At 39.8% G+C, this 25329-nt stretch carries 27 protein-coding genes and 1 pseudogene; 6 read left to right on the plus strand and 22 right to left on the minus strand.

The window, feature by feature from the left end; translation table 11 throughout:
* Positions 1 to 64 precede the first annotated feature (64 nt).
* The 8 genes from dnaK to gpr all read right to left on the minus strand — a co-directional run bounded on the left by dnaK (position 65) and on the right by gpr (position 9759).
* Positions 65 to 1903, minus strand: a complete 1839-nt coding sequence (gene dnaK / locus BANVL01_RS04145; protein WP_066090240.1) for a molecular chaperone DnaK — start codon at positions 1901 to 1903, stop codon at positions 65 to 67.
* A gap of 30 nt (positions 1904 to 1933) precedes the next feature.
* A complete protein-coding gene (gene grpE / locus BANVL01_RS04150; RefSeq protein WP_066090243.1) occupies positions 1934 to 2533 on the minus strand; it encodes a nucleotide exchange factor GrpE in 600 nt (199 codons plus the stop codon).
* A 99-nt stretch (positions 2534 to 2632) separates the two neighbouring features.
* Positions 2633 to 3664, minus strand: a complete 1032-nt coding sequence (gene hrcA / locus BANVL01_RS04155; RefSeq protein ID WP_066090246.1) for a heat-inducible transcriptional repressor HrcA — start codon at positions 3662 to 3664, stop codon at positions 2633 to 2635.
* Positions 3665 to 3751: 87 nt separating this feature from the next.
* Positions 3752 to 4888, minus strand: a complete 1137-nt coding sequence (gene hemW / locus BANVL01_RS04160; RefSeq protein WP_066090249.1) for a radical SAM family heme chaperone HemW — start codon at positions 4886 to 4888, stop codon at positions 3752 to 3754.
* 74 nt (positions 4889 to 4962) lie between these two features.
* Positions 4963 to 6798 (minus strand): translation elongation factor 4, encoded by a 1836-nt coding sequence (lepA, locus tag BANVL01_RS04165; RefSeq protein WP_066090252.1) that lies wholly within the window; start codon positions 6796 to 6798, stop codon positions 4963 to 4965.
* A 170-nt stretch (positions 6799 to 6968) separates the two neighbouring features.
* On the minus strand, positions 6969 to 7283 hold the full coding sequence (locus BANVL01_RS04170; protein ID WP_235845484.1) for a DUF3679 domain-containing protein: 315 nt from the start codon (positions 7281 to 7283) through the stop codon (positions 6969 to 6971).
* A gap of 30 nt (positions 7284 to 7313) precedes the next feature.
* Positions 7314 to 8519 (minus strand): stage II sporulation protein P, encoded by a 1206-nt coding sequence (spoIIP, locus tag BANVL01_RS04175; protein ID WP_066090258.1) that lies wholly within the window; start codon positions 8517 to 8519, stop codon positions 7314 to 7316.
* 115 nt (positions 8520 to 8634) lie between these two features.
* A complete protein-coding gene (gene gpr / locus BANVL01_RS04180) occupies positions 8635 to 9759 on the minus strand; it encodes a GPR endopeptidase (protein ID WP_066090261.1) in 1125 nt (374 codons plus the stop codon).
* A 215-nt stretch (positions 9760 to 9974) separates the two neighbouring features.
* Between gpr and rpsT the strand changes: the two genes are divergently transcribed.
* The gene (rpsT, locus tag BANVL01_RS04185; protein WP_066090264.1) at positions 9975 to 10235 is read left to right on the plus strand and encodes a 30S ribosomal protein S20; all 261 of its coding nucleotides are present in this window, start codon (positions 9975 to 9977) and stop codon (positions 10233 to 10235) included.
* A 41-nt stretch (positions 10236 to 10276) separates the two neighbouring features.
* Here rpsT and holA read toward each other — a convergent pair whose 3' ends face one another.
* On the minus strand, positions 10277 to 11293 hold the full coding sequence (gene holA / locus BANVL01_RS04190) for a DNA polymerase III subunit delta (RefSeq protein WP_066090267.1): 1017 nt from the start codon (positions 11291 to 11293) through the stop codon (positions 10277 to 10279).
* Positions 11294 to 11629: 336 nt separating this feature from the next.
* On the opposite strand from holA, the gene BANVL01_RS26525 reads away from it, so the two are divergent.
* Positions 11630 to 11764, plus strand: coding sequence for a YqzM family protein (locus BANVL01_RS26525; RefSeq protein WP_066090270.1), 135 nt, complete (start codon positions 11630 to 11632; stop codon positions 11762 to 11764).
* Between the two features lie 67 nt (positions 11765 to 11831).
* Here BANVL01_RS26525 and BANVL01_RS04195 read toward each other — a convergent pair whose 3' ends face one another.
* From BANVL01_RS04195 to BANVL01_RS04205, 3 genes and pseudogenes are all read right to left on the minus strand, one after another.
* Entirely contained in the window at positions 11832 to 14111 is a 2280-nt protein-coding gene (locus tag BANVL01_RS04195; protein WP_066090273.1) for a DNA internalization-related competence protein ComEC/Rec2, read from the minus strand.
* An 85-nt stretch (positions 14112 to 14196) separates the two neighbouring features.
* Positions 14197 to 14643: pseudogene (locus BANVL01_RS04200) on the minus strand (ComE operon protein 2); the annotation flags it as partial.
* A 122-nt stretch (positions 14644 to 14765) separates the two neighbouring features.
* Positions 14766 to 15401 carry a helix-hairpin-helix domain-containing protein gene (locus BANVL01_RS04205; protein WP_066090278.1) on the minus strand — a complete coding sequence of 212 codons (636 nt, stop codon included), beginning with the start codon at positions 15399 to 15401 and terminating at the stop codon, positions 14766 to 14768.
* An 86-nt stretch (positions 15402 to 15487) separates the two neighbouring features.
* On the opposite strand from BANVL01_RS04205, the gene comER reads away from it, so the two are divergent.
* Positions 15488 to 16312: a late competence protein ComER gene (comER, locus tag BANVL01_RS04210; RefSeq protein ID WP_066090281.1), complete on the plus strand. Its 825-nt coding sequence runs from the start codon at positions 15488 to 15490 to the stop codon at positions 16310 to 16312.
* A gap of 66 nt (positions 16313 to 16378) precedes the next feature.
* Here comER and BANVL01_RS04215 read toward each other — a convergent pair whose 3' ends face one another.
* The 8 genes from BANVL01_RS04215 to BANVL01_RS04250 are packed head-to-tail and all read right to left on the minus strand — an operon-like array spanning position 16379 to position 21405.
* The gene (locus BANVL01_RS04215) at positions 16379 to 17137 is read right to left on the minus strand and encodes a class I SAM-dependent DNA methyltransferase (protein ID WP_066090284.1); all 759 of its coding nucleotides are present in this window, start codon (positions 17135 to 17137) and stop codon (positions 16379 to 16381) included.
* Positions 17134 to 17490, minus strand: a complete 357-nt coding sequence (gene rsfS, locus BANVL01_RS04220) for a ribosome silencing factor (RefSeq protein WP_066090286.1) — start codon at positions 17488 to 17490, stop codon at positions 17134 to 17136. The genes BANVL01_RS04215 and rsfS overlap by 4 nt, the downstream gene beginning before the upstream one ends.
* Positions 17491 to 17493: 3 nt before the next feature.
* Complete coding sequence (yqeK, locus tag BANVL01_RS04225; protein WP_066090289.1) at positions 17494 to 18060, minus strand: bis(5'-nucleosyl)-tetraphosphatase (symmetrical) YqeK; 567 nt, start codon at positions 18058 to 18060, stop codon at positions 17494 to 17496.
* Positions 18050 to 18619, minus strand: a complete 570-nt coding sequence (locus BANVL01_RS04230) for a nicotinate-nucleotide adenylyltransferase (RefSeq protein ID WP_066090291.1) — start codon at positions 18617 to 18619, stop codon at positions 18050 to 18052. Before BANVL01_RS04230 ends, yqeK begins: the two co-directional genes overlap by 11 nt.
* Before the next feature lie 20 nt (positions 18620 to 18639).
* Positions 18640 to 18930, minus strand: coding sequence for a ribosome assembly RNA-binding protein YhbY (yhbY, locus tag BANVL01_RS04235; protein ID WP_066090294.1), 291 nt, complete (start codon positions 18928 to 18930; stop codon positions 18640 to 18642).
* Positions 18924 to 19763, minus strand: coding sequence for a shikimate dehydrogenase (aroE, locus tag BANVL01_RS04240; protein ID WP_066090298.1), 840 nt, complete (start codon positions 19761 to 19763; stop codon positions 18924 to 18926). The genes yhbY and aroE overlap by 7 nt, the downstream gene beginning before the upstream one ends.
* 16 nt (positions 19764 to 19779) lie before the next feature.
* Positions 19780 to 20886 (minus strand): ribosome biogenesis GTPase YqeH, encoded by a 1107-nt coding sequence (gene yqeH, locus BANVL01_RS04245; protein ID WP_066090301.1) that lies wholly within the window; start codon positions 20884 to 20886, stop codon positions 19780 to 19782.
* A 3-nt stretch (positions 20887 to 20889) separates the two neighbouring features.
* Complete coding sequence (locus BANVL01_RS04250) at positions 20890 to 21405, minus strand: YqeG family HAD IIIA-type phosphatase (RefSeq protein ID WP_066090304.1); 516 nt, start codon at positions 21403 to 21405, stop codon at positions 20890 to 20892.
* A 389-nt stretch (positions 21406 to 21794) separates the two neighbouring features.
* On the opposite strand from BANVL01_RS04250, the gene BANVL01_RS04255 reads away from it, so the two are divergent.
* Entirely contained in the window at positions 21795 to 21935 is a 141-nt protein-coding gene (locus BANVL01_RS04255; RefSeq protein WP_066090305.1) for a sporulation histidine kinase inhibitor Sda, read from the plus strand.
* A gap of 39 nt (positions 21936 to 21974) precedes the next feature.
* Here the strand turns inward: BANVL01_RS04255 and BANVL01_RS04260 are convergent, their stop codons facing one another.
* The gene (locus BANVL01_RS04260) at positions 21975 to 22757 is read right to left on the minus strand and encodes a phosphatidylserine decarboxylase (protein ID WP_066090307.1); all 783 of its coding nucleotides are present in this window, start codon (positions 22755 to 22757) and stop codon (positions 21975 to 21977) included.
* Between the two features lie 119 nt (positions 22758 to 22876).
* Between BANVL01_RS04260 and pssA the strand changes: the two genes are divergently transcribed.
* Complete coding sequence (gene pssA / locus BANVL01_RS04265; protein ID WP_066090310.1) at positions 22877 to 23416, plus strand: CDP-diacylglycerol--serine O-phosphatidyltransferase; 540 nt, start codon at positions 22877 to 22879, stop codon at positions 23414 to 23416.
* 159 nt (positions 23417 to 23575) lie between these two features.
* Positions 23576 to 24292, plus strand: coding sequence for an RNA polymerase sporulation sigma factor SigK (gene sigK / locus BANVL01_RS04270; RefSeq protein ID WP_066090313.1), 717 nt, complete (start codon positions 23576 to 23578; stop codon positions 24290 to 24292).
* Positions 24293 to 24322: 30 nt separating this feature from the next.
* Here the strand turns inward: sigK and BANVL01_RS04275 are convergent, their stop codons facing one another.
* Positions 24323 to 25297, minus strand: coding sequence for a F510_1955 family glycosylhydrolase (locus BANVL01_RS04275; RefSeq protein WP_066147708.1), 975 nt, complete (start codon positions 25295 to 25297; stop codon positions 24323 to 24325).
* Positions 25298 to 25329: the final 32 nt, after the last annotated feature.

Raw genomic sequence — 25329 nt, forward strand, 5'->3', positions numbered from 1 at the left:
GCTATTGCAATAAAAAAGCCAAAGCAGATAAACTGACTTTGGCTTTTTCATTTTTCACAGCCGATTACTTATCATCTTTTACTTCTTCAAATTCTGCATCAACAACATTGTCGTCTTGGGCACCTGCATTAGCGCCGCCCTCTTGGCCGCCTTGCTGTGCTTGTGCCTGCTGTGCTGCTTGCTCATATAGCTTAACAGTCAAAGCTTGAACGATTTCTTGCAATGCATCCTTTGTAGTACGGATTTCATTTAGATCGTTTTTCTCGATAGCAGCTTTCAATGAATCCTTTGCTTCATTTGCCTTTGCAACTTCATCTGCATCAACCTTACCTTCAAGGTCTTTTAATGTTTTTTCAGTTGTAAACACAAGTTGATCCGCTTCATTACGCAATTCTACTTCTTCTTTATGCTGCTTGTCAGCTTCAGCATTTTCTTCCGCTTCTCTGACCATTTTTTGAATTTCTTCATCAGAAAGACCGGTAGAAGACTTAATTGTAATTTGCTGCTCTTTATTCGTACCTAAATCTTTGGCCCGAACGTTAACAATACCGTTTTTATCAATATCAAAGTTAACTTCGATTTGCGGAATTCCCCGTGGTGCTGGTGGAATATCAGATAATTGGAAACGGCCTAATGTTTTATTGTTTGCCGCCATTGGACGTTCCCCTTGAAGCACATGGATGTCAACAGCAGTTTGACTGTCCGCAGCCGTTGAGAATACTTGTGATTTTGATGTAGGGATTGTTGTATTACGGTCAATTAATTTCGTAAATACACCGCCCATTGTTTCAATTCCAAGAGATAGTGGTGTAACGTCCAGTAAGACAACATCCTTAACATCACCTGTGATAACGCCGCCTTGAATAGCAGCACCCATTGCCACTACTTCGTCCGGGTTTACGCCGCGGTGTGGCTCTTGTCCAGTTGCTTTTTTGATTGCTTCTTGGACAGCAGGGATTCGCGTTGAACCACCGACAAGGATAACCTTATCAATTTGTGATGGTGACATGCCGGCGTCGCTTAGAGCTTGACGAGTTGGGCCCATAGTCCGTTCGACTAAATGAGCGGAAATTTCATCAAATTTTGCTCTAGTCAATGATACTTCAAGATGAAGCGGTCCAGCAGCTCCCGCAGTAATAAATGGAAGTGAAATTTGGGTTGATGTCACACCGGACAAATCCTTTTTCGCCTTTTCAGCAGCATCTTTTAGGCGTTGTAACGCCATTTTATCTTTTGAAAGGTCAATCCCATTTTCTTTTTTAAATTGTTCCACTAAGTAATCAATAATGACTTGGTCAAAATCGTCACCGCCAAGACGATTATCACCGGCAGTTGATTTTACTTGGAAAACGCCGTCCCCTAGTTCAAGGATTGATACGTCAAATGTACCGCCGCCAAGGTCATAAACAAGGATTGTGTGGTCTTGATCAGTTTTATCTAAACCGTATGCAAGTGCTGCAGCAGTTGGTTCATTGATAATCCGCTCTACTTCAAGACCAGCGATTTTTCCAGCGTCTTTTGTAGCTTGACGTTCTGCGTCATTAAAATAAGCTGGTACTGTAATAACAGCCTTAGTTACTGGCTCGCCAAGATAATCCTCAGCATAAGATTTTAAATATTGAAGAATGATGGCAGATAATTCCTGTGGTGTAAAGTTCTTTCCTTCAATCTCTTGTTTAAAACTTGTGCCCATATGGCGTTTAATGGACATAATTGTATTTGGATTCGTAATTGCTTGGCGCTTTGCTACTTCCCCAACTTGACGCTCCCCATTTTTAAACGCAATAACCGACGGAGTTGTACGATTTCCTTCTGGATTAGGAACTACTTTTGGTTCTCCGCCCTCAAGCACTGACACACATGAGTTTGTTGTACCTAAGTCAATACCAATTATTTTACTCATAGCCTTTACCTCCTAAAAAAATATGTAGAATTATTGATTTACTTTAACCATTGTTGGGCGAATAACCCGATCCTTTAATATATACCCTTTTTGAAATTCATCAGTGACAATGTTGGAGCCGAAATTCTCATCTTCTCCCTGCATCACAGCTTGGTGCTGATGGGGATCAAACTCTTTCCCAACCGCTTCAATCTGCTCAACGCCTTCTTTCTTCAGGGCATCTAACAAATTGCGGTAAACCATGTCCATGCCTTGCAGCACAGACTTTGTTTGTTCATTGTCTGCTTCCAAATTCATTGCCCTTTCAAAATTGTCTAATGCAGGCAATAAATCTGTTATTAGGTTTTGAGCTCTATATTTTTCGCCAGCCTCTTGATCCAATCTAGTTCGGCGACGGAAATTATCAAAATCTGCTTGAAGTCTTAGGTAACGATTTTCTGCTTCCGCTAACTTCCCCTGTAGCTGTTGAATTTCTTCGAGCTGTTCTTCGACGGGATCAACAATAGTCTGTGCTGTTGTTTCATTCTCATCAAATACAGGCTCAGCTGTTTTTTCTTCAGTAAGTTCAACATTATCAGTATTTTCAGTTTCTGCTTCTTCATTAATGGTGTTGTTATTCTCAATTGTCAACTTACTCACCTCCCTTAAAGCGTTAGGTTTAATATTAAGATTTCCATGGAAAAGGGGGTAAAATAAGCAAGTATTCACCCTTACTCAATATTACCCGTGTTAATTATTTTGATACAGCTTGGTTAACACATCTGTTAAATCCTTGCTTAAGAATTGCAGCAAGCTAATGACACGTGAATATTCCATTCTTGTAGGCCCAAGGATTGCTATCGTACCCAATTTTTCTTGACCTACCGAATACGTAGCGGTAATTAAGCTGCAATTTTCCATTGCACGATTATTATTTTCCCGGCCAATTTTCACATGGATCCCTGCTGAATTTTTTCTAATTAAATTGTAAATCCACTCTTCTTGGTCAATCATCATTAATAGACTGCGAATTTTCGAAATGTCATGAAATTCCGGCTGACTTAACATATTGGTTTTTCCGCCAAAAAAGAGCTTTTCATGGATTGGCATTTTCAAGGAATCGGCAATCGTATGGAGCATTAAATCATAATTATGGATATGCTGCCTTAAGAGCATCGCGACTTCCTTGTAAATCTTATCGTTTAAATCATCGAGAGGTACTCCTGCTAAACGGTCGTTTAAAATATTGACCGTTTTTTCCAAATCACCGGCATCCACCGAAGCAGGTATCGAAAACGTTCGATTTTCGACATGACCTGTGTCCGTAACAAAAATGGCAACTGCGGTTTCTTTGTTTAACGGAATAATTTGGATTCTTTTTAACTTATTGATACTTACGGCCGGCCCTAGGACGATCGAAGTATAATTGGTTAAATCGGATAAAATCTTCGCTGATCTTTGAATAATTTTTTCGAACTCAAAAATTTTCTCAGCAAAAATGGATTGTATGATAGAAACATCCTGCTGATTTAAAACCTGAGGCGACAATAAATGATCAACATAATACCGATACCCTTTTTCAGATGGAACACGCCCTGAAGAGGTATGCGTCTTTTCAATAAACCCCAAATCTTCAAGGTCGGACATTTCATTGCGAATTGTTGCTGAACTGAAGGAGATTTCCTCCTTTTTCGACAAGCTTCTTGAGCCGACAGGTTGGGCAGATCGAATAAAGTCATCAACAATTACCTGAAGAATTAACAATTGACGATCTGTTAACAACATTCATCACCTCTGTTAGCACTCCTTGTTGCCGAGTGCTAATTATATTAATAAATTATCAAAAAAGGGGGGATGGTGTCAATAATTTCATCCTACTAAAAATGATTGAAAAACTTCATTGCCTAAAAAACGGCCCTTTTTGGTTAAAAATATATGATTGCTCTTTACATCTATCCATTGTTTAGCAACTAAATCGGCGATTTCATTTTCAAAAAATTTAAGTGGGTCCACATCAAATTTTTCTGTGAAATGAGGAATTGAAACCCCTTCTGTTTTACGTAAGCCAAGGAACATTTCTTCTTCCATTTGTTCCGCTTTCGTTACCAGATGATCTTCAAAAACAGGGAGCACTCCGCATTTAATTTGGTCGATATATTTTTTTACTGGTCCAGAGTTGGATCGTCGACTTCCGTTCACATAGCTGTGGGCACCTGCGCCGAAACCATAATAGTATTCGTTATTCCAGTAAGTTAAGTTGTGCCTGCTCTCAAATCCCGGCTTTGAAAAATTGCTTATTTCATACTGCCCGAATCCATGCTTTTCCATTTCCTCCATTAACATTCCATACATTTGCGCTTCTATATCCTCACCAGGTGTCGGCAGTTTGCCTTTTTTTAGTAAGTTATAAAAAACTGTCTTTGGTTCGATGATTAACGAATAGGCAGAATAATGAGTAATATCTAATGTAAAGGCCTCAGCTAATGATTCCTGGAAGTCGGTTACCGTTTGTGTCGGCAAACTAAAAATGAGGTCAATACTTATATTTTCAAAGCCAATCGCTTTTGCACGTTCAATCGTTTGATAGACATCCTTTGCCCGATGGACCCGGCCGATTTTTTCCAATAATTCGTCGTTAAAGGTTTGTACCCCAAGGCTGATTCGGTTTACACCTGCATCTTTTAATATTTGCAATTTATCTGTTGATAAATCACCGGGATTTGCTTCAAAAGTGAATTCCAGGTTCTCAGATTTAGGTAAATTTCGGTTAATGCTCTCACAAAATCGATCAAGCTGCTGCTCATTTAACGATGTCGGCGTACCGCCGCCAACAAATATGGTTTCGAGCTGGTCTGTTGGATATTGGCTGAGCGTCATCTTCATTTCCTGGTCAAGCGCTTGTAAATAGTCATCTACAGGCTGTCCTTTTAGAAATACTTTATTAAAATCACAATAATGACAAATATGTTCACAAAATGGGATATGGAGATAGGCTGCTTTAATCATTTTTTCACCTCTTTGTTAATAACTAAAAGAGGCTGGATTTTGTCTATCAAAAGACTTGTCCCAACCTCCCGCTTTTATTTCTTGGTATTGTTATCGTCCATTTTTAAGACCGCCATAAATGCCTCTTGCGGTACTTCAACGGAGCCAACTTGTTTCATCCGTTTCTTACCTTCTTTTTGTTTCTCAAGCAATTTACGCTTACGGGAGATATCCCCGCCATAACATTTCGCTAATACGTTTTTCCGCATCGCTTTAATTGTTGAACGGGCAACGATTTTTTGTCCAATCGCTGCTTGAATCGGAACCTCAAATTGCTGCCTTGGAATTAATTCCTTTAGCTTTTCGACGATTATTTTCCCGCGTTCATAAGCAAAATCATTATGAACGATAAAGCTTAAGGCATCAACCTTTTCAGTGTTAAGCAATATATCCATTTTTACAAGCTTCGACGGTTTATAACCAATCAATTCGTAATCAAAAGAGGCGTAACCCCTTGTACTTGATTTTAGTTGATCAAAGAAATCATAGACGATTTCCGCCAAGGGTATTTCATAAATAATACTTACCCGGTTTTCCCCTTGGTATTGCATATCGATAAAAATTCCTCGTTTTAACTGACAAAGCTCCATAATAGCCCCGACATAATCATTAGGCGCCATCATGGTTGCTTTTACGTATGGCTCTTCAACACGGTCAATTTTCTGCGGATCTGGCAGGTTAGATGGGTTATCCACCTTGATTTCTGATCCATCTGTCATGTGGACATGATAGATAACGCTTGGCGCAGTGGTAATTAAATCAATCTTGAATTCCCGCTCAATCCGTTCCTGGATAATTTCCATATGAAGCAGTCCTAAAAAGCCACAGCGGAATCCAAATCCAAGGGCTTGGGATGTTTCTGGTTCAAATTGAAGCGCCGAATCATTCAATTGAAGCTTCTCAAGTGCTTCCCGCAGGTCATTAAATCTCGCCGTGTCAATTGGATAAAGTCCACAGTAGACCATTGGATTAAGCTTTCGATAGCCTGGAAGCGGTTCAGTTGTTCCATTTTTCGCATTTGTAATCGTATCACCAACACGAGTGTCGCCGACATTTTTAATCGATGCTGTTAAAAAACCAACGTCACCGACGGTTAATTCATCAAGCATTGTCGCTTTCGGTGAAAAAACACCTACTTCATTAACTTCAAACTCTTTTCCAGTCGCCACCATTTTTATTTTGTCACCGACTTTTACGGTTCCATCGACAACACGAATATAAGCGACCACGCCGCGGTAAGCGTCATATAAGGAATCGAAAATCAATGCTTTTAAAGGGGCATCAGGGTCGCCTGTTGGTGCAGGGACTGATTTTACGACTTGTTCAAGGATGTCTTCGATACCGATTCCTGCTTTAGCAGAAGCTAAAACTGCTTCGGAGGCGTCTAAACCAATGACTTCCTCGATTTCATTACGCACCCTTTCCGGGTCCGCACTTGGCAAGTCGATTTTATTGATAACCGGCAAGATTTCAAGGTCGTTATCAAGGGCAAGGTATACGTTCGCTAGTGTCTGTGCTTCAATTCCCTGTGCAGCGTCAACGACTAAAATCGCCCCTTCACATGCAGCAAGGCTCCTTGATACCTCGTACGTAAAATCGACATGTCCTGGTGTATCAATTAAATGGAAAATATAGTCTTCTCCATCATTTGCTTTATATTTTAACTGGACGGCATTTAACTTGATTGTAATCCCGCGTTCTCTCTCAAGATCCATTGAATCTAAAAGCTGGGCTTTCATTTCACGGGATGTTAAGGCATTCGTTTTTTCTAAAATCCGGTCAGCCAATGTTGATTTCCCATGATCGATATGGGCAATTATCGAGAAATTTCTTATTTTTTCTTGTCGTTTGAGTCTATCTTCTCTGTTCATGGTAGTTCACTCCTACTATACTCGCACATTTACACTATTTTTGATTATATCAGCAAAGAAAAGTGGAAATCAATGTTTTTATCAGAAAAGCATATGTGCCAGTTGAGCGGCATATTGACTGTTGATATCAAGATAAAATTAGCGGCACCACAAAGGTACCGCTAACCAATTTAATCTGTTATCAGCTGAATCAGTTTGTCAGAGGCGCCGGTAATCCCGTCTGACAGTTTCTTCCCCATCGATGAGAAGAAGTTAAACGCACTGATTTCCTCTAATCTTTTCTTTTTCGCCGCAATATCATGACTAGAGATATCATTTCCAAGAATGGAGGCACTGATATTGTTGCCTGATTCTTCGATAGAAACCGCATTTTGAAAGTTAGCATCGTCATAGCCCTTCATTTTATGAATCCCATTATTGGCTAATTGCATTCCTGTTAAAACAGAGATTAACATGAGCGCGGCGATAATTACGCTTTTTAACATATACATCCTCATAGGAATTCTCCCTTACTTCTATTGCTTGTCAGTTGATTGGTCAACATTCTGATTCACTTTTTCTGCCTGCCAGTAATATTCACTAAATACGTCTGCAAGTGCTTCGGCAGAACGGTTTAATTCTTCAAATGTGTTATCGACACCGCCGAATTCAATCAGGATCGCACTATCGGATAGATTTTGATTGTAAACACCATTTGACCCAGGGTCTTTTTTCAAGATGATTCCCCTGCTTAAACCTTTATATTTTTTTTGCAAAAGACTGTGAAGTTCCCTCGCCAGCTTTTCATTCTTTTCAAAATTCGGGTTTTTACCTCCGATTATAAAGGCAAGCTTGGCATAGGATTTTCCGTTTAGCGATACGGTTGTCGTTTCTTTCCGGCTTGAGTCTCGGTGGATGTCAATAAAGTATCGCAGATCACGATTCGAAGTCATAGCTGCTTGAACAACTAAGCGTGATTCCTGGTATGATTTTGCATAATTTAACCCTTTTTTATTTAAATTCGCCTGGACATCCGTTTTATCAACAAAGGTACCGATTCCTCTGTCTTCTAAGCTTGTTTTTAATTGGTCGCCAACTTTTGTCACGTTAATTTGAGAATGATAAGCATTGTCAGGATCATTAACGTCTTTTAGGTATGGGATATAGGACTCGCGATTATGTGTAAAGTAAAGATAGACCACCTTATGCTCTCCCGTTGTTTGCCCAGATGCGATTGGAGGCTTCTCGTCTGCCGGCTTATCTAATCCCTCTAAATTCACCAAGGACGCCTCTCGTTCGGCTTTCATAATTTCTATCGGAGGCGCCGATTCAATTGGCATATTCGTATAATTCGTCCCTTCACCGGCAACAACGATTTTTCCATCGAATTGAAAGAATCCGGGCAGCTCCCTGCCAAGAAGGCTTCGCGGGTCATTCAGATTAATATTGCTTGCCAGCTTAAATACCAAACTGCTTAACTTAGGCGCCTGCGCCCAGTTATTTTCCACCTTCAAAAAATGATGATTTTCCCAGCCCATTAATTGATAAAGCAGTTCACCGTTCACATTTGTAGCAGCCTGATTGACTGAAGAAGACATAGGTCGAAATTGCGGCTTTAACGAGGTTAACAGCCCGCTTATCGAAAAGACCAATATCAAAAATAATGATAGAGCAGCGAAAATTTTTAGTATGCTTGTCCCTTGGACAATCATAAACGTGCCTGATGTTCTAGTATTTTTCATGGTTCCACCCCGCTTTGACAATTCTAGTAAATCTTATGACATTACTAGAATTGATAGAACCATTAATTTCGGTATAAAAGGGACCTTAAGAATACTGGTCCCTTTTTAAATTAGACTATCTTGTATAATACCCTGCGTTTTCTTGGTCAACTGCGCTGTGGAGGGAGGCGTTTAAACCATTGGCAATCAGGTTAGCCATATCCTCGATGAAAACGTCGACTTCCTTTGGCGTGACCATTAAATTATGGCCAATGGGCGACAAGACCTCATAGATTAACTTCCTTTTTTCATCCTCCGATAATGTACCAATCATGCCCAGAAAGGTTTTCCGGTGCTTTTCTTCAGGTAAATCCTCTTCCGTTAACTTTCGCTTTTCGCCAAAGCTCATTCCAGCTGGGGCAAGTGCCCGTGAAGGTCGATTTCCTTCCCTGAGCTCTTTCCCGAAATGCTTTAAAATGAAATCGATCGTATCACTTGTAATCGAAACAGCGTCGACTACTGTGGGAACACCGATGGCGATGACAGGAATACCTAATGTTTCTTTACTTAATTCTTTCCTTTTGTTGCCGACACCAGAACCAGGGTGAATACCGGTATCGGATATTTGGATCGTCGAATTTACCCGCTCAATTGATCTTGATGCGAGCGCATCAATCGCAATCACGAAATCCGGTTTTGTTTTTTCTACTACGCCAAAAATAATATCGCTCGTCTCAATCCCGGTCAGTCCCATAACACCCGGTGAAAGTGCACTAACGGAGCGATATCCTTCCTCGACATTTTCCGGCTGAAGCTGGAATAAATGACGAGTGACAAGCAAGTTTTCACAAACCATCGGTCCAAGTGCATCTGGGGTTACATTCCAATTCCCAAGACCGACAACTAGACAGGAATCTGTTTTTTTAATCCCGGTCCCTTCTAAAAAATGAGAAAATTCCCTTGCGAAAACTTCGCCAACCTTCTGCTGAACCTCCGTATTTTGCTGGCGGATCCCTTGGACTTCAACGGTTAAATATCTGCCGGCTTTTTTACCAAGCTGCTGCTCACCCTGTTTGGTAACTTCAACTAAAGAAATTTTTATATCATCAACATCTTTTTCCTTTATGATGACACCTTCGATTTGCGAAAGGTTTTCCTCCTGCCCAACTGTTCCGCCTCTGCCGGCAAGGACCATTTCCCTTGCTTCAATCGCCAAATCAGTTCGAACCGAATACTGACTTAAATCAATTGCTTCACCCATTACCATTCACTCCCATTATGAAATCTCCTATAAATAGAAACTATTTCCTATTTTTACCCTTATGATTCCAAAACATGCAGAGTAAAATTGTTATCCTTAATAATTGTGTATTGCAATATAGGCTCCTCTTTGATAAAATACTTCTTGTTCTGTTATTATTGATGAATGTATAGTCGAGTTCATATAGTCTCGATTCTTTGTAGGAGGTGAATGGAATGCCTAACATTAAATCTGCTATTAAGCGTGTAAAAACAAATGAAGCGAAAAATGCTCAAAATACAACTGCTAAATCTGCAATGCGTACGGCTGTTAAGAAAGTAGAAGCTGCTGTTACTACTAACGACGCTGCTGCTGCAAAGGAAGCATTAGTAACTGCTGCTAGTAAATTGGACAAGGCTGCTGCAAAAGGTCTAATCCACAAAAATGCTGCTGCTCGTAAAAAATCACGTCTAATGAAAAAATCAAACGCACTATAAGCGTTAAAAAAAACGATTCCTTTAACAGGAATCGTTTTTTTTTACTTCTTTAACCGAAACAATACCATCTCAATCAGTAATGATTTATTCATACCGCCTGTTTTCATTTGATAATCCGCCTCAGCAAGCATCTCCATTAGGCTGGTTAATTCTTCATCGCTGAATTTACCGGCCTGGCCGAGTGCAAGCTTGACGCGGAATGGGTGTGTTTTCAGAAAACCTGCAATTTGCTGCTGCCCGTACCCACGTCGTGATAGCTCCTTCACTTGATAAATTAACCGGAACTGACCCGCAAGCAGCGCCAAGATTTTGATGGGTTCTTCATTTTGTTTTAATAAATCATAATAAATTCGTAAGGCCTCATCGAGTTTACGCTGGACCACTTTTTCAATTAAGGTAAAAATATTTTGCTCAAGTGAGCGGGAAACTAACTTTTCAACTAAATCCACATCAATTTTTTTTTGGTCTGTGGCATACAAAGCTAATTTATCGACTTCGCTTGTGATCATAAACATGTTTGTTCCGACAAGCGCCAATAATTGCTCAATCGCGTTGGGTTCAAATTCAATCCCGCTGCTCTTCGCTCGATTCTTTACCCAATTGATTAATTCGTGTTCTTTTAATTTTTTCGTTTCAACTAATTCTGCATTTCGTTTCAATTCTTTAGTAATTTTTTTTCGTTCGTCTAATTTTTCATATGGAGCAGAAATAACCATTACCGTATAGGGCGCTGGCTCTTTCAAATAGGCTGCAAATTTCGCTAAATTATGTTCAATCTTCTCTTTGGATTTTTCTGCCGTTAAAAAGTCCGGATTATGTAAAAAGATTACTTTTCTTTCGCCGAAAAATGGAAAGGTTTCAGCATCCTCCAACGCTACATCGATGGGTGTATCCGCTAAATCATAAACGGAAAAATTAAAGTCCTTCTCTTCTTCATTTAATACCTCGTTCAGCAGTAATTGTTTCGTTTCATTGATTAAGTATGCCTCTGTTCCATATAATAAATAAATAGGAGCAAAATCCCTTTGTTTAATTTTCCGCCAAATATCTAATACCATTGTCCGCGCTCCCCTTCATTTCACTCACATCTATCGTAAAGAAGCTTGGACAATTTGACAAGTACTTAAAGGGAATTAGCAACTTTTCAAAAAAGTGCCAATTCCCGATTTATAATGAACGCCCAGCAATTTTTAGACCTAGGTTCTAAGCTGCCTGGCGGAGTTCCTTTGTAATCATAGTGTAGCCTACCTCGAGTCAAACTATTTTGACAACTCTTGTCAGTATAGGAAAGCATCTATCAAGATGGGTTGTGGCTCTATGTCGTATTCCACAAGCAGGCTGGATTTTTTCAATCAAATGGCTTATACTATATGATGAAATAGGAGGGGTAGACTGTGAACGAATTTGAAAAAAATCCGGTAAGTAAACGCAACGATGCAATTGATTCTGGAGTAGGATTTGGGGTTTCCTTTGGTTTTTTTGCTTTAATGTTTATTATTGCAACAGTCATTAAGCTAATCGGTTCTTAAATGTTTGGCTACATATTTGTCATTTAAGAGGCTGCATCGGCAGCCTTTTTTCTTTGAATACCACATCCTATGGCAGATAAGTCGAAAAGGTTCCGTTATTTCGAAAAAACCGGAAGGTAATTGCCCCTTGCAGGTCCGTTCGGTAAATTGTCGTGTTCGTTTCTTTCAAACGATCTAAGACCTCTTGATGTGGATGGCCGTAACGATTGGTTTCACCTGCAGAAATTAACGCTGTACTCGGTTTGATTTGTTTAATGAACGCTTCGGCACTTGAGGTTTTACTTCCATGATGACCAGCTTTTAGTACATCAATTGATAAATTAGGATATTGTTTGCTGATTTTCATCTCCCCTTCTTGGTCAAGGTCCCCGCCAAAAAACCAGGTAACTCCCCCTACTTGCGCAACTAAAACAATTGAACCGCTGTTTCGTTCTCCACTAAAATTTTTTTCAGGTGATAGGATATTAAAATAACCTCCCGCACTTTTCCATTGATCCCCTGCCGATACTTTTATGACTGGGATTTTTCTCCTTTCCGCCTCCTGAATAATTCTTATTTCCGTTTCTGATGGAGCGACAACAGAAGGCATAAGGATTTGTTTGACACGAAGCTCCTTTAAAATCGAAAATGTTCCGCCGATGTGGTCCATATCCCCATGGGTAAGGATGAGTTTGTCGATTTTCGTGATTCCCTTTCCTTTCAAGAAAGGAACAACGACATCCCTGCCGACCTCATACGGTTTAGAGCGTTGCTTCCATTCTTCTTCGCCAAAGGCAAGCGTTCCCCCCGTATCAATGAGATAGGTACCTCTCCCGTGGGGAAGGTGAATCAAGCTGCTATCCCCTTGCCCGACATCAATCATCGTCACTTCACCAAATGGGTTCAGCCAATTCCAGACAGGCTGAAAGGAAAGAAGGAATACGACTAAATAAATCAGATGAGTTTTCCTTTTTGGATACACTTTAGCTTCCCAGATGTAAAAAATAGCAAGGATGATTACGATGTAGATGATTAGCTGAATGATGTTTGGCCTACCAGGAACAAAAGCAGCGAATGAAAAGTGGGCTAAATAACCAATAAGATGATTGGAAAGGTTTATTATTTTTTCGAAGATAGTTAAAAGAAATAGTGGTGTGTTTCCAAATAGAATTTGAACGATGAACAAGATGTATAAGCCTGGGAGATAAACAAACGAAAAAAGCGGAATGTATAACATATTAGCTGCAATTCCCATCATCGACATTTCAAAGAAATGATAGAACAATAATGGCAGGGCTGCTAATTGAGCTGTTACTGAGGTAGCTAGAATTCGCGCGCCATTGTTTTGAAAACGGCGCAAAATAATCGGCGCAGAGAAAATAATCACCAGACTTACTGAAAAGGAAAGTTGAAAGCCAATATCAAATATAACCTTTTGGGAAAAAAACAAAAAAATCATGAACGCCAAACTTATTGCATCAATCGGTAAGAGCTTTCGTTTGCTTTTCCACTTAACAGTTAGTAAAACAAGATAAATCATTAAGACCGCCCTGATTACCGATGGAGAGGCACCGGTAAGAATGACATAAACAGGTAAAATCAGCAGCAGGAAATTCATCATCAACTGCCTCGTCAATCCGATTCGAATCCCCAAATAAAAAACCATTCCCACTAACAGCGAAACATGAAGGCCGGAAATGGCTAACAAATGGACGATACCTGTTTTTTGAAAATCCCCCAATAAAACAGGGTCAAGCATACTGCGGTCACCAAAAATTAAGGCTGCAGAAAGTGAAGCAATTTCGATTGGAAAATGAGCCTCAAGATAACGAATTCCTAAAAAGCGAAGTTGTTTCATCGCCGGGATTTCAACAATCCAATAAATATCCTTCGAAGCTAAATATTCACGGTAGTTAAAGCCATTTGGATTTTTTGCGATGGCTGGTTTTTTCATGGTGCCTGACACCTGGCACGAGCAATTGTAGAAGCTTTTACTCTTTAACGACACTTGTTCGGCTTCCGATTTAATTTTGTATCGGACTAGGAGCTTTTCCTTGAATTGTTTTTCAGTTGCCTGTATCTGCAGGAGGTCGCCATCAATTTTTGGATTTTCGGTAAATTGGATATAGAAATCAGTGGTAGTTTCGGGAATTACGGATTTATTATCTAATTCTGTCTGTCCTGCCAACAATAAAAATGTCACAAAGATTATCATTGCTACGAATAGTTGTTTATTTTCAAATCGTTTGTATTTATTTAGTAGATAAAGATAAAGGATAGTCAGCAGAAAAAAAGGAAGAAACGTAACTAGAGAACACAGGACACCCAAAAGGGCAGTAAGAGCGAAATAAAAGAATTTTCCATTCATGATTATTCTCCATTAGTAGTTTTTTAAACGAGGGTGGAACGCCGGAATATCCGGCGTCATTCTAGAGGAATTACTGATTAATCTTTCGAAAATCGATAACCTGTTCTATTAGCTCAACCTTTTCTGTTTTCACTTTTGCTTGTTCAAATAGTTCGATGGCAAACGGGTGGTTTTTATAATCCATCGCATAATAAACCGTTTTAATCCCTGCTTGGATAAGTGCCTTACAGCATGGCAGACAAGGAAAATGTGTCACATAAATTTCCGCCCCGGATGTAGGCACACCAAACTTTGCACATTGTAAAAGCGCATTTATTTCCGCATGAATCGTCCGTACACAGTGATTTTCGATCACATAGCATCCTTTATCAATACAATGGTCGCCTCCGGCTATCGAACCATTGTAACCGCCGGCAATGATTCGTTTATCCCTGACAATCGTCGCCCCAACCGTCAGCCTTGTACATGTACTTCTTAATGCCAGTAAATGACTCTGTGCCATAAAATATTGATCCCATGAAATCCGGTTCACATTCTCCACTCCTTAACAAATTTTCTGATTTAAGTGTAATCTGGCTTGGACGATTCGGTCAATCAGAAAAGCCCAAGCGCCTTGCTCAGCTCACGACTTGCCTGGAGTTAGACAATCAAGAATCAATGAACGGCAATCGAATCCTTTAATTTTTCAAAGGTTTTATCACCAATGCCGCTTATATTCTTAATATCTTCCACCGCTTTAAATGGACCGCTTGTATTCCGATACTCGATGATGGCTGCCGCTTTTGCCGGACCGATTCCGGGAAGGGTTTGTAATTCACTTTCATTCGCTTTATTGATATTAATTTTTCCTTGGGTTTGACCGGCACCGCCTGATGTTGTCATAGCGGCTCCCCCAGATGTACCAGTTGCCGAATCCCCCTCCTCGCCGATGGCTGGTATATAAATCAACATTTCATCATGCACATGTTCGGCAAAATTCACTTTACTTTGGTCTGCTTGGGTCGTTAATCCCCCTGCGCGATTAATCACATCGATGACCCGTTCACCCGAATTGGATAGATAAACCCCTGGCAGTTTGATCTGCCCCTTAACATCAACCATAATCTTTTCCGGCAGCTCTTTTTTTTCAGCATCCTTAGCGTCGGACAGCTGCTTATTGTCTACTTGACTAACGGAGGAATTGAGTGGAAGTTCTTCATCAACATAAACATAGAAATAATAAAAGCTCCCAAAAATAAGTAAAACAGCGATGATTAGATAAAATTTGTGTTCAATCAACCAGTCTTTCATTTGAATCCATCCTTTCTAAAGGTATATTTTATTACTCGTTTTCATATGGTTATTAAAGAATATTGGTTGTGAAGGAGGGTCGGAAAATGAATATAGGTATCATCGGTACCGGTAATATGGGGAGTATTGTGGTGGAGGCCTTAATTGACGGAAAAGCCATTTCCCCTTCTTCCATGATGATCACGAATAGAACCATTTCAAAAGCCATGCAGCTGAAAAATAAATATAAAGAAATTAGGGTTGGGGCAAATGCAGAAGAAGTAGCGGCTCAATCCGATTTGTTATTTTTATGTGTAAAACCATTAGATGTATTTAAAATCCTCGATGAAATACATCCCCATTTAGGTCGAGAAAAATGTCTCATTTCGATAACGAGTCCTATCAGTACTAGCCAACTTGAACAAAAGGTATCATGTTCAACAGCCAGGGTAATTCCAAGCATCACCAATCGTGCGTTATCCGGGGTGTCATTGATTACTTATGGAGAAAATTGCAGCGACCTGTGGAAAGTGAAAATAGAGCAATTAATCACGAAGATTTCTGTTCCGGTTTATATTGATGAAAAGGTAACGAGGGTTGCTTCAGATATCGTTAGCTGCGGACCTGCTTTTTTCAGTTTTCTCCTTCAGAGTTTCATTCAAGCGGCCGTAAAGGAGACAGAAATTGATGAAAAAACTGCCACGATATTTGCCAGTGAAATGATTGTTGGACTAGGTGAATTATTAAAGCAAGGGCATTATACGTTACCATCACTACAAGAAAAAGTGTGTGTAAAGGGCGGAATAACCGGTGAAGGTATAAAAGTACTGGAGAACGAACTTGGAGACGTATTTGAGCACCTGTTTCAGGCGACACACGCAAAATTTAAAGAAGATCTGGATAAAGTAGAGTTACAGTTCTCTAATCATTAATTCGTGTTTATTTGACAAATTCCTTCATGAATTTTTAAAAAAAGCCATCTTTTTTTAAAAGATGGCTCATTTATTTTTCCTGGCAACAAAAAAGATTCGTTCTGAATCGGGCTCCGGCGGTTTCTGTTCGAAATCAGCGCAAACCTCAAGGACTTCAAAACCAGCTTCCAGTAACCAAGCTTCATACTGCTGGACTGTATATGTACGTTGAAAATGCAGTTCATCGAAGCGGTCATATTTTCCCAGACGTTCATCCAAAACAAAAAAACTTAACTCATGCTCGACACTATTCGGTGCTTCGCCAGGGAAGCTATTCCAGATATACGAAACCTTTTCTTCGTTTAAGGTAAAAGTTTGATTAATGAAACCCTCATTGATTTTATAGAGAGAATGGACATCGACTACGAAAATCCCACCATCATTTAATCGCTGCTGTACATTTGAAAAAGTAGCGATAACCTCAGCTTCGGTTTCCAGGTAATTTAATGAATCACAAAAGATACCGATCACATCAAAAGTCCCCTGACCTTCCATTTCAGCCATATTTTGCTGAAAAAAAGGAATTCTAACGCCTGCTTCCTCCGCTTTCGCCTGTGCTACTGCCAGCATATCTTCAGACAGGTCGACACCGGTCACTTGAAAACCATCAGTAGCAAAGCGGACGGAAAGTTCCCCGGTCCCACATGCTACATCAAGCAGCCGTGGCCGAGGTCCGCCCTCCACCTGATATTTTTGGAGGATATCTCTAACAAACCGCACCCACTCATCATATGGAGCATCTTTCATCAGCTCATCATAAAGGTAAGCGAATTGCTGATAACTCATGAATTTAACTCACTAAAGATATCTTCGAGCGGTGCATCACCCCAAAGTCGTTCCAAATTGTAATAGCTTCTTTCTTCACGATGGAAAACATGGGCAACCACATCGCCCATATCAATTAAAATCCATCTTGCTTCATCAAAGCCTTCCATTCTTTTCACATCGTAGCCCTTTTCTTGCGCTTTCTCCTTCATTTCCCGTGCTATCGCCTGCACTTGTTTATCGGAATTCCCATGACAAATAATAAAGTAATCGGCAATTAAAGAGATCCCCTGCATGTTAAGAGCAAGAATGTCTTCCGCCCGTTTATCGTCCGCTGCTTTAACAGCAATTTTTAATAATTCTTGATTATTCATTCATCAAGCCTCCAGTTTTTTGATAAGATCATTGTAGGTGTAAAACGTATCCGGATATACCGTTTGATTCTTCTTCAATAAAAATAGAATCGTATTTTGCACTGCTTTTATTAATGCTTGATTTAAATTTACCTTCGCTATCGCTCTGACTTCATCAACACCTGGAAAATGCCTTCCCGGTTCAATATAATCAGCTAAATAGATAATTTTCTCAAGCAAAGTCATGCCAATTCTTCCCGATGTATGATAACGGATAGCATCTAAAATTTCTCGGTCAGTAATGCCTGCTTCCTTTTCCACTAGGTAAGCTCCAACTGGCGCATGCCATAATTCAGCATTAAACTCGAGCAAATCCTGAGGAAACCCTTGGTTAGCAATAATTGCTCTCATTTCATCTTTCGGACGAAATTTCGCATAGTCGTGAAATATCGCCGCCAATTCCGCTTTCTGCTCGTCTGCACCATACATTCTAGCCAATGAGACGGCTGTTTCCATTACCCCTAACGTATGCTGATACCGATGCTCTGTTAATTGTACTTTTACGAGCTTTAACGCCTCTTCACGTTCCATATAATTGATTCTCCTCGATATAGTGGATAACCGAATCTGGCAGCAAATATCGGACCGTCTTCCCGCTTGTCAACCGCTCTCTAATCATACTGGATGACACATCGATTGCCGGTACGTCCACATAAAGGATTGGATAGTTGGTTTGATCGCTGTAGGCAGGTCTTTCCACACCAACAAATTGGACAAGTTTTACTAGCTCATCGATTTTGTGCCATTTAGGCAAATACTCAATCATATCCGCCCCAATGATAAAGAAAAATTGATGATCCGGATACTCGGCATTCATCATTTTCATCGTATCAACGGTGTAGGATAGACCCTCGCGATGAAGCTCAATTGTTTCAATTTTAAAAGCTGAATTCCCCTGAATCGCCAGTTTCAGCATTTGAACACGCTGGCCATTAGTAACCGACCCTGTTTTCTGCTTATGCGGCGGCTCCCCATTTGGCATGAACCAAATTTCATCCAGCTTCAGTGTAGCAAGAACTTCATTAGCAATCAAAAGATGTCCGTAATGCGGAGGATCGAACGTTCCCCCCAAGATCCCAACTTTCTTCATGCGTTCGCCATCCTTTGCTTTTATGGAAGTTTGATTGTTTTCTTTTCCACAGACTCTTTGTAAAGAACAATGGTATTTCCAATGATTTGCACAATATCCGCACCAGTACCTTCTGCTAACTGCTCAGCAACGACGGACTTATCTTCTTCACAGTTTTGCAAAATGCTTACTTTAAAAAGCTCTCTAGCTTCTAGCGCATCTGCTATTTGTTTAATCATATTCTCGTTTACGCCACTTTTTCCTACTTGAAAAATCGGATCTAAGTGATGCGCCTTTGAGCGTAAAAAACTTTTTTGTTTACCTGTTAACATGTTTTTCCTCCTAATTGTTGCAAAACATTTTCTCTCATTCTTTCGACATCAGGGAAAATCCCGGTCCATTTCTCAAAAGCGAGCGCCCCCTGATAAACGAACATGTCGATTCCGTTTTGGATTTTTGCTCCTTTTAACCTTGCCTCACGTAAGAATTGCGTTTCCAACGGATTATAAATTATATCACAAACCATTGCATGCTGACTTAATTTTGCCAAATCCAGCGGCTGTTCAGCGATATTTGGCGACATACCAATTGTCGTCGATTGAATAATTAAATCATATTCCGCTAAATTAAGGCCCGCCAATTCTAATGTCAATGCCTTTGAGAAATTTCTATATGGACAATCATTAATAAGTTTAGAGGCGGTTGCCATTGTACGGTTGGCAATATCAACCGCTAGCGGGTTCTCCTTGGCTAGAGTGAAATAAATCGCCCGTGAAGCCCCCCCAGCGCCAACCACTAATACCTTTTGACCTGCTACACTGGATACGTAGGCCTCTAATCCTTTTAAGAACCCAGGACCATCCGTATTATAACCAATCAACTTACCGCCTTCATTGACCACCGTATTTACCGCCCCGATATTGGCAGCTAATTCATCTACCCCATCCAGCAGGGGAATAATTTTACTCTTATGCGGCACGGTGACATTAAATCCTGCCGCACCAATCGCTTTCAAGCCTTTAACGGCATCGTGTAAATTCTCTCCTTTTACTTGAAAGGGAAGATAGTGGGCATCTATCTGATAAAAAGAAAATAAATCATTGTGCATGATTGGAGACATCGAGTGCCCGATTGGATCTCCTAAGACCGCGAATAGCTTCTTCACTTGGTTCTCCCCACCATTATATTAATGATTTTCGAATTAACGTTTGCACACCTTTTGGCACGTAAGCTGCAACTTTTGCCCCAGGTTCATTTACGGTGATCCAGCCAAGCCCGGAGAAAACAATATCCGTTTTCGCTTCTTTCACGAAAAATTCTTGTTTCACCAGCTCCGGAAACGAGTCCAATTGTTCCGGTCGCGGCGGTGTCAGCATTTCTCCAACATGATTATCATAAAGCTCTGCTGCATTTTCGGTTTTTGTCCGGTGAATATTGATTTCATTGGAAACATAACAAACAAACGATCGTCTGCCGCCGCTGATGTAATCGAACCGGGCCAAACCGCCAAAGAACAAGGTTTGTCCTTCATTTAATTGGAATACCTTCGGCTTAATTTCCTTTTTAGGCGTAATAATTTTCAAGTCCTGTTTATCGACAAAATGCGCCATTTGGTGGTGGTTGATAATCCCCGGAGAATCAATCAATGATTTCTCATCGTCAAGCGGAATTTTGATGATATCCAGCGTCGTCCCAGGAAAATGGGAGGTCGTAATCACATCCGCTTCCCCTGTTACTTCCTTAATGATTCTATTAATAAATGTAGACTTCCCGACATTGGTACAGCCGACAACATAAACGTCTTTACCATTACGCATTTCGTCAATGGCTGCTGCTGTTTCTTTCACATTTACCCCTCTGGCCGCACTGACAAGAAACACCTCTTCCGGCTTTAACCCCAGTTGTTTTGCTTCATGCTTCATCCAGTTAATTAACTTGTTATGCTTAACAGACTTCGGCAATAAATCAACCTTATTGCCAACCAGTAAGACTTTGTTTTGACCGACAAAGCGATGCAAACCTGGAAGCCAGCTCCCATTAAAATCGAAAATGTCAACAATCATCACGACAAGTGCGTCAGTCTTGCCAATCCCATTTAATATTTTCAAAAAATCATCATCTGTTAAATTAACATCTTGAACTTCGTTGTAATGCTTTAAACGAAAACACCGTTGGCAAATAATCATTTCCTTCGCTAATGCCGAAGCAGGTGCATAGCCAATCAGTTCCGGGTTTTCAGTTTGGACTTTTACGCCGCAGCCCATGCAAATATCTAGTTGTTCACTCATAGCTTAATCCTCCCATTGCAACATGCCTTTTTTGCGGAACCAGTTTAAGATTCTTCGTTCCGCAAAGCGATTAAATTTTGTCCAGAAACCATCTGTTTGCGCTACGGGAACAACAAGAATGGTATGAAAACCACCCCGGTTTCCACCTAGTACATCGGTTAATAATTGGTCCCCAATGACAACTGCCTCTTCTTTGTTAATTCCCATTTCTGAAATTGCTTTGTGAAATGCAACCGCCATCGGCTTTCGTGCCCGAAAAATAAACGGGATTTGTAGAGGGTCAGAAAAAGCCTTCACTCTTTCTTCATTATTATTTGAAACAATCGTGACGAGAATATTATGTTTTTTTATTTCATCGAACCACTCAATCAATGCAGGAGTGGCATTCGGGCGGTCCCATTCTACTAACGTATTATCCAAATCGGTAATGATCCCTTTAATGCCTCTTCGTTGTAATTCCGCAGGAGATATATCCAGAATGCTTTTTACATGTTCATTCGGTAAAAATTGTTTTAACACTAAGCTAACACCTCATTAATTCTAAATAAAATCGACTCTTAGAAAGGAGTCTCTTACTTGTAACATCATAACCAATTTCACCCTTTGTTTCAAAGAAAAGCGGATGGAAATGACAGTTTTATGAAAATAAAAAATATTTTTCGACAAACATCTACTTCTCCCAGCCCTGTGGATAACCTTATTAACATTATACCCATTGAATCATTTACATTTTCTAACTTTACAAACAATTTAATCACAAGTTATCCACTAGAACCTGTGGATAATTGGAACGATTGTTCTCTAGGATTAAATTTGGTAGATTTAGGGTACACCAATTGAACATACTACTATATGTTAACATTTCAGCAAATAGAACCATTAAATTCAAATTGGAGGTGGATTCTGACATGCGGAAACTGTCAGATGAATTATTAATTGAGTCCTATTTTAAAGCAAGAGAGCTTAACTTAAGTCCAGATTTTATTGGTCTCATTGAAACCGAAATTCAACGTCGTTCTTTATTCAATAAAATTAAGCGGTCTTCATAATCTCCTTAGCGCCCTTTAAGGGCTTTTCTTTTTGTCCTCTTATTTCTTTAAAAACCCAATCTTTTCTCCAACTTTAATTTCTTTCGGGGTTTGAATAGCTGGATCTATTTGGAAAATATTTTTTTCGAATAATAAAACGACAGTAGACCCAAAACTAAAATAGGCCATTTCACTGCCCTTTTCCAATACAGTCCCTTTATGTGTTGTTTCGATAGAATTAACAAACATGGCACCAACCTTGACAATGGTTACATGTCCAAACTCCGTTTTAACTTCCGTCATGACACGGTAATTCTTTGCCAGCGTTCTAACTCCGTACTTTACCCCCCATTTATTAACAGGATACGATTTCTTTCCCAGCGTCCACTGGTTCGTGACATTACCATCTACGGGACTATGAATTCGATGATAATGACTTGGGCTTAAATAAAGAATCATGTATGTACCATTTAAATACTTTGTTAACAGCTCCTGATTTCCAAGCATTTCTTCAATGGAGTAGGTCTTTTCTTTTACAACGATTTCACTTGTTTCTTTTATTTGGCCCACATCTTCGATAACCGCATCTACCGGACTAACAACAGAATGATCCGTTTGATCGATTTCCCGTACTTCTTTTTTTAACGTCCTAATAAATAAATCGTGAAGAGTGGGATATTCTGACAAGCCCTTCTCCATTTCTTCTTGGTTCAAATGATAAACTTTTGCAAAAGATGGTACGATGAATCGACTGAGCCGTGAACGAGCAAATCTCTTCAGAACAACGGATGTCCACCTTCCATTTGTTAACTCAATCAAAAGACGATAAACAGTTTGTAACATTGAAAGACCCCCAAATAGTGTAAAAATACTCTTTACGAAAAGACATAAAAGACTTAGAATTAAATAATATGAAATAAGGAAATTTATTCCCCTTCGGCTAAAAAGGAGTGGTAAGGGAAATGTTTTTATTGAATGTAATTGATCAGACCATTAAAAAGGTTAAATCGCAAACAGCCAATGTGATAACCTTAGCAAATTTATCATTAGGCGGATTTGCGATTGTTTTCGGACTAAATGGAAATTTAAGACTAAGCCTGCTGCTCATTTTTATTGCCGCGTTAGCAGACCGGTTTGACGGTATGATTGCCAGAAAGTTTAATATCGAATCAGAACTAGGAAAGCAATTAGATTCCATGAGTGATATTATATCATTTGGAGTGGCACCAGCACTATTACTATACCAAGGAATTTTAAATGAATTTGGCGGACCTGGCTCATTTTTCACCGTTTTCTACATAGGCTGTGGCGCATTTAGATTAGCGAGGTTCAATATTACTGAAAGTAATGGATATTTTACCGGTTTACCGATTACCGCTGCCGGGTGTTTGGCAACTCTAAGCTTCTTGGCCATTCCCTACCTTCCATCCCAAACGTTCTTATTCATTATCATCATTCTATCATTCCTAATGGTTAGTTCCTTTAAACTTAAAAAAGTCTAAACGATAAGAAAAAATGACCTGCTTATGTAAGATAACGGTGGTCATTTTTTTTTGCAATCCTTAAATAAAATTTTCTGGACAGACACAATTTCCCGTTTTCTTCATAGGAATTATTAATAGGCAATAGTCCTAAAGAAAAAAAGACGGGGGTGGGTTTAGATGTCTGGAATTTTAACAGCTCTCGGTTATTTAGTGAAAGAATTCCTTTTCCTAGTTTCCTATGTAAAGAATAATGCCTTTCCGCAACCCCTATCTGCTGCAGAAGAAAGAAAGTACTTACGGTTAATGGCAGAAGGGGATTCGCATGCCCGTAATATGCTTATTGAACACAATTTACGACTTGTCGCGCATATCGTGAAAAAATTCGAAAATACCGGCGAGGATTCCGAGGATTTAATCTCAATTGGAACCATCGGTTTAATCAAAGCGATTGAGAGTTACTCAGAAGGAAAGGGAACGAAGCTCGCCACCTATGCCGCTCGATGTATCGAGAACGAAATCCTGATGCATTTACGTGCGCTTAAGAAAACGAAAAAGGATGTTTCCCTGCACGACCCGATTGGCCAGGATAAAGAGGGGAATGAAATATCGCTAATTGATGTCCTTAAATCAGAATCTGAAGATGTCATTGATACCATCCAGCTTAACATGGAACTGGAAAAAATTAAAAAATATATCGAAGTACTTGATAACCGGGAAAAGGAAGTCATTATTGGCCGCTTTGGCCTTGATTTGCAAAAGGAAAAAACACAACGGGAAATCGCCAAAGAACTCGGGATTTCACGAAGCTATGTTTCCAGAATTGAGAAGCGCGCCTTGATGAAAATGTTCCACGAATTTTATCGCGCCGAGAAGGAACGGAAGAAAAAAAACTAATATAAATGGATAGAAAAACAGAGCAGGAAATTATTCCTGCTCTGTTTTGCCGTCTTTAATAAGATTGCGCCAATTTTTGCCGCCATCCATAGATTCATATAAATCATTTTTATAAGTTGTGAATGCCATTTGATTCGTGTTTTTTGGATTAACTGTTAAGTAAGTAATCGGATTATCATAATCCAAATAAGGAAAAGTGATGCTCTTCTTTTCTCCCGATGTAGGATTTACAGTACTCAATAAGATTTTATCGTTTTCCACACTGGAAAATAGAATGGAATCTCCGGTAAACGTGAGCGCGGTAACCATAAATGGCTCGGTGATAAGCTTCATGGTGTTTCCATTATCGGTTGAATAATAAATCCCTGATCTTGTGGACATCGCCATTATGGCACCATTGTTCGCGTGCACGGCAATCATTCCCAGTGAATCCGCATTGAAATCCTTGAAGGCACTCTTATTCCATGTGCCGCCGTTATCGGTTGAGTAATTCACGCCTAAGTCTAAAGCATCATTTGGCTGTTCACTGATTACATATAACCCGTCACCTGCGAAGCTGGCCGCGATGAAATGAAAATTTGTTTTGCCATAGAAGGCTAATTTTCTTAGTGTTTCCCCTTTATCAGTACTTTGGATCAAACCTAGCGGGTCTGAAAATCCTGTCCCTTTTTGCGGATGCCCGCTCGATAGGAAACCGGATTCGAGCGCTTGGAAACCAATATAATCATGTTGATTCATTGTTGTTTTCGTCCACTTTCCATCACTGTACATTTTCAAGCCGTCATTTGCCGCCAAATAAAGTGCATGATCATTGCCTGGATAGCCAATTCCACGAATATTTTTTACCTTGAATGATTTTGTCTCGACAATTTCAAAATTCGCATTTGTTTCAGCCTTTTTTTCTTGATTAGTTTTTTTAGTATCCTCGCTTTTATTTGAGCACCCTGAGGCGATTAATAATATTCCGGTGAGAATAGCCATCATCACTTTCATTTGAACCTTCACTTGTTTGCCTCCTGAAAAAAATCTTAATCTAT

This window comes from Neobacillus novalis NBRC 102450 (genome assembly GCF_001591805.1).
GTDB classification, from domain to species: domain Bacteria; phylum Bacillota; class Bacilli; order Bacillales; family Cytobacillaceae; genus Neobacillus; species Neobacillus novalis.

Coding starts and splice junctions, on each gene's coding strand:
- dnaK (WP_066090240.1), bottom strand. CDS start 1,903: ATGAGTAAAATAATTGGTATTGACTTAGGTACAACAAACTCATGTGTG.
- hemW (WP_066090249.1), bottom strand. CDS start 4,888: ATGATTAAAGCAGCCTATCTCCATATCCCATTTTGTGAACATATTTGT.
- lepA (WP_066090252.1), bottom strand. CDS start 6,798: ATGAACAGAGAAGATAGACTCAAACGACAAGAAAAAATAAGAAATTTC.
- BANVL01_RS04170 (WP_235845484.1), bottom strand. CDS start 7,283: ATGTTAAAAAGCGTAATTATCGCCGCGCTCATGTTAATCTCTGTTTTA.
- spoIIP (WP_066090258.1), bottom strand. CDS start 8,519: ATGAAAAATACTAGAACATCAGGCACGTTTATGATTGTCCAAGGGACA.
- gpr (WP_066090261.1), bottom strand. CDS start 9,759: ATGGGTGAAGCAATTGATTTAAGTCAGTATTCGGTTCGAACTGATTTG.
- rpsT (WP_066090264.1), top strand. CDS start 9,975: ATGCCTAACATTAAATCTGCTATTAAGCGTGTAAAAACAAATGAAGCG.
- holA (WP_066090267.1), bottom strand. CDS start 11,293: ATGGTATTAGATATTTGGCGGAAAATTAAACAAAGGGATTTTGCTCCT.
- BANVL01_RS04195 (WP_066090273.1), bottom strand. CDS start 14,111: ATGAATGGAAAATTCTTTTATTTCGCTCTTACTGCCCTTTTGGGTGTC.
- BANVL01_RS04205 (WP_066090278.1), bottom strand. CDS start 15,401: ATGAAAGACTGGTTGATTGAACACAAATTTTATCTAATCATCGCTGTT.
- comER (WP_066090281.1), top strand. CDS start 15,488: ATGAATATAGGTATCATCGGTACCGGTAATATGGGGAGTATTGTGGTG.
- BANVL01_RS04215 (WP_066090284.1), bottom strand. CDS start 17,137: ATGAGTTATCAGCAATTCGCTTACCTTTATGATGAGCTGATGAAAGAT.
- rsfS (WP_066090286.1), bottom strand. CDS start 17,490: ATGAATAATCAAGAATTATTAAAAATTGCTGTTAAAGCAGCGGACGAT.
- yqeK (WP_066090289.1), bottom strand. CDS start 18,060: ATGGAACGTGAAGAGGCGTTAAAGCTCGTAAAAGTACAATTAACAGAG.
- BANVL01_RS04230 (WP_066090291.1), bottom strand. CDS start 18,619: ATGAAGAAAGTTGGGATCTTGGGGGGAACGTTCGATCCTCCGCATTAC.
- yhbY (WP_066090294.1), bottom strand. CDS start 18,930: ATGTTAACAGGTAAACAAAAAAGTTTTTTACGCTCAAAGGCGCATCAC.
- yqeH (WP_066090301.1), bottom strand. CDS start 20,886: ATGAGTGAACAACTAGATATTTGCATGGGCTGCGGCGTAAAAGTCCAA.
- BANVL01_RS04255 (WP_066090305.1), top strand. CDS start 21,795: ATGCGGAAACTGTCAGATGAATTATTAATTGAGTCCTATTTTAAAGCA.
- BANVL01_RS04260 (WP_066090307.1), bottom strand. CDS start 22,757: ATGTTACAAACTGTTTATCGTCTTTTGATTGAGTTAACAAATGGAAGG.
- pssA (WP_066090310.1), top strand. CDS start 22,877: ATGTTTTTATTGAATGTAATTGATCAGACCATTAAAAAGGTTAAATCG.
- sigK (WP_066090313.1), top strand. CDS start 23,576: ATGTCTGGAATTTTAACAGCTCTCGGTTATTTAGTGAAAGAATTCCTT.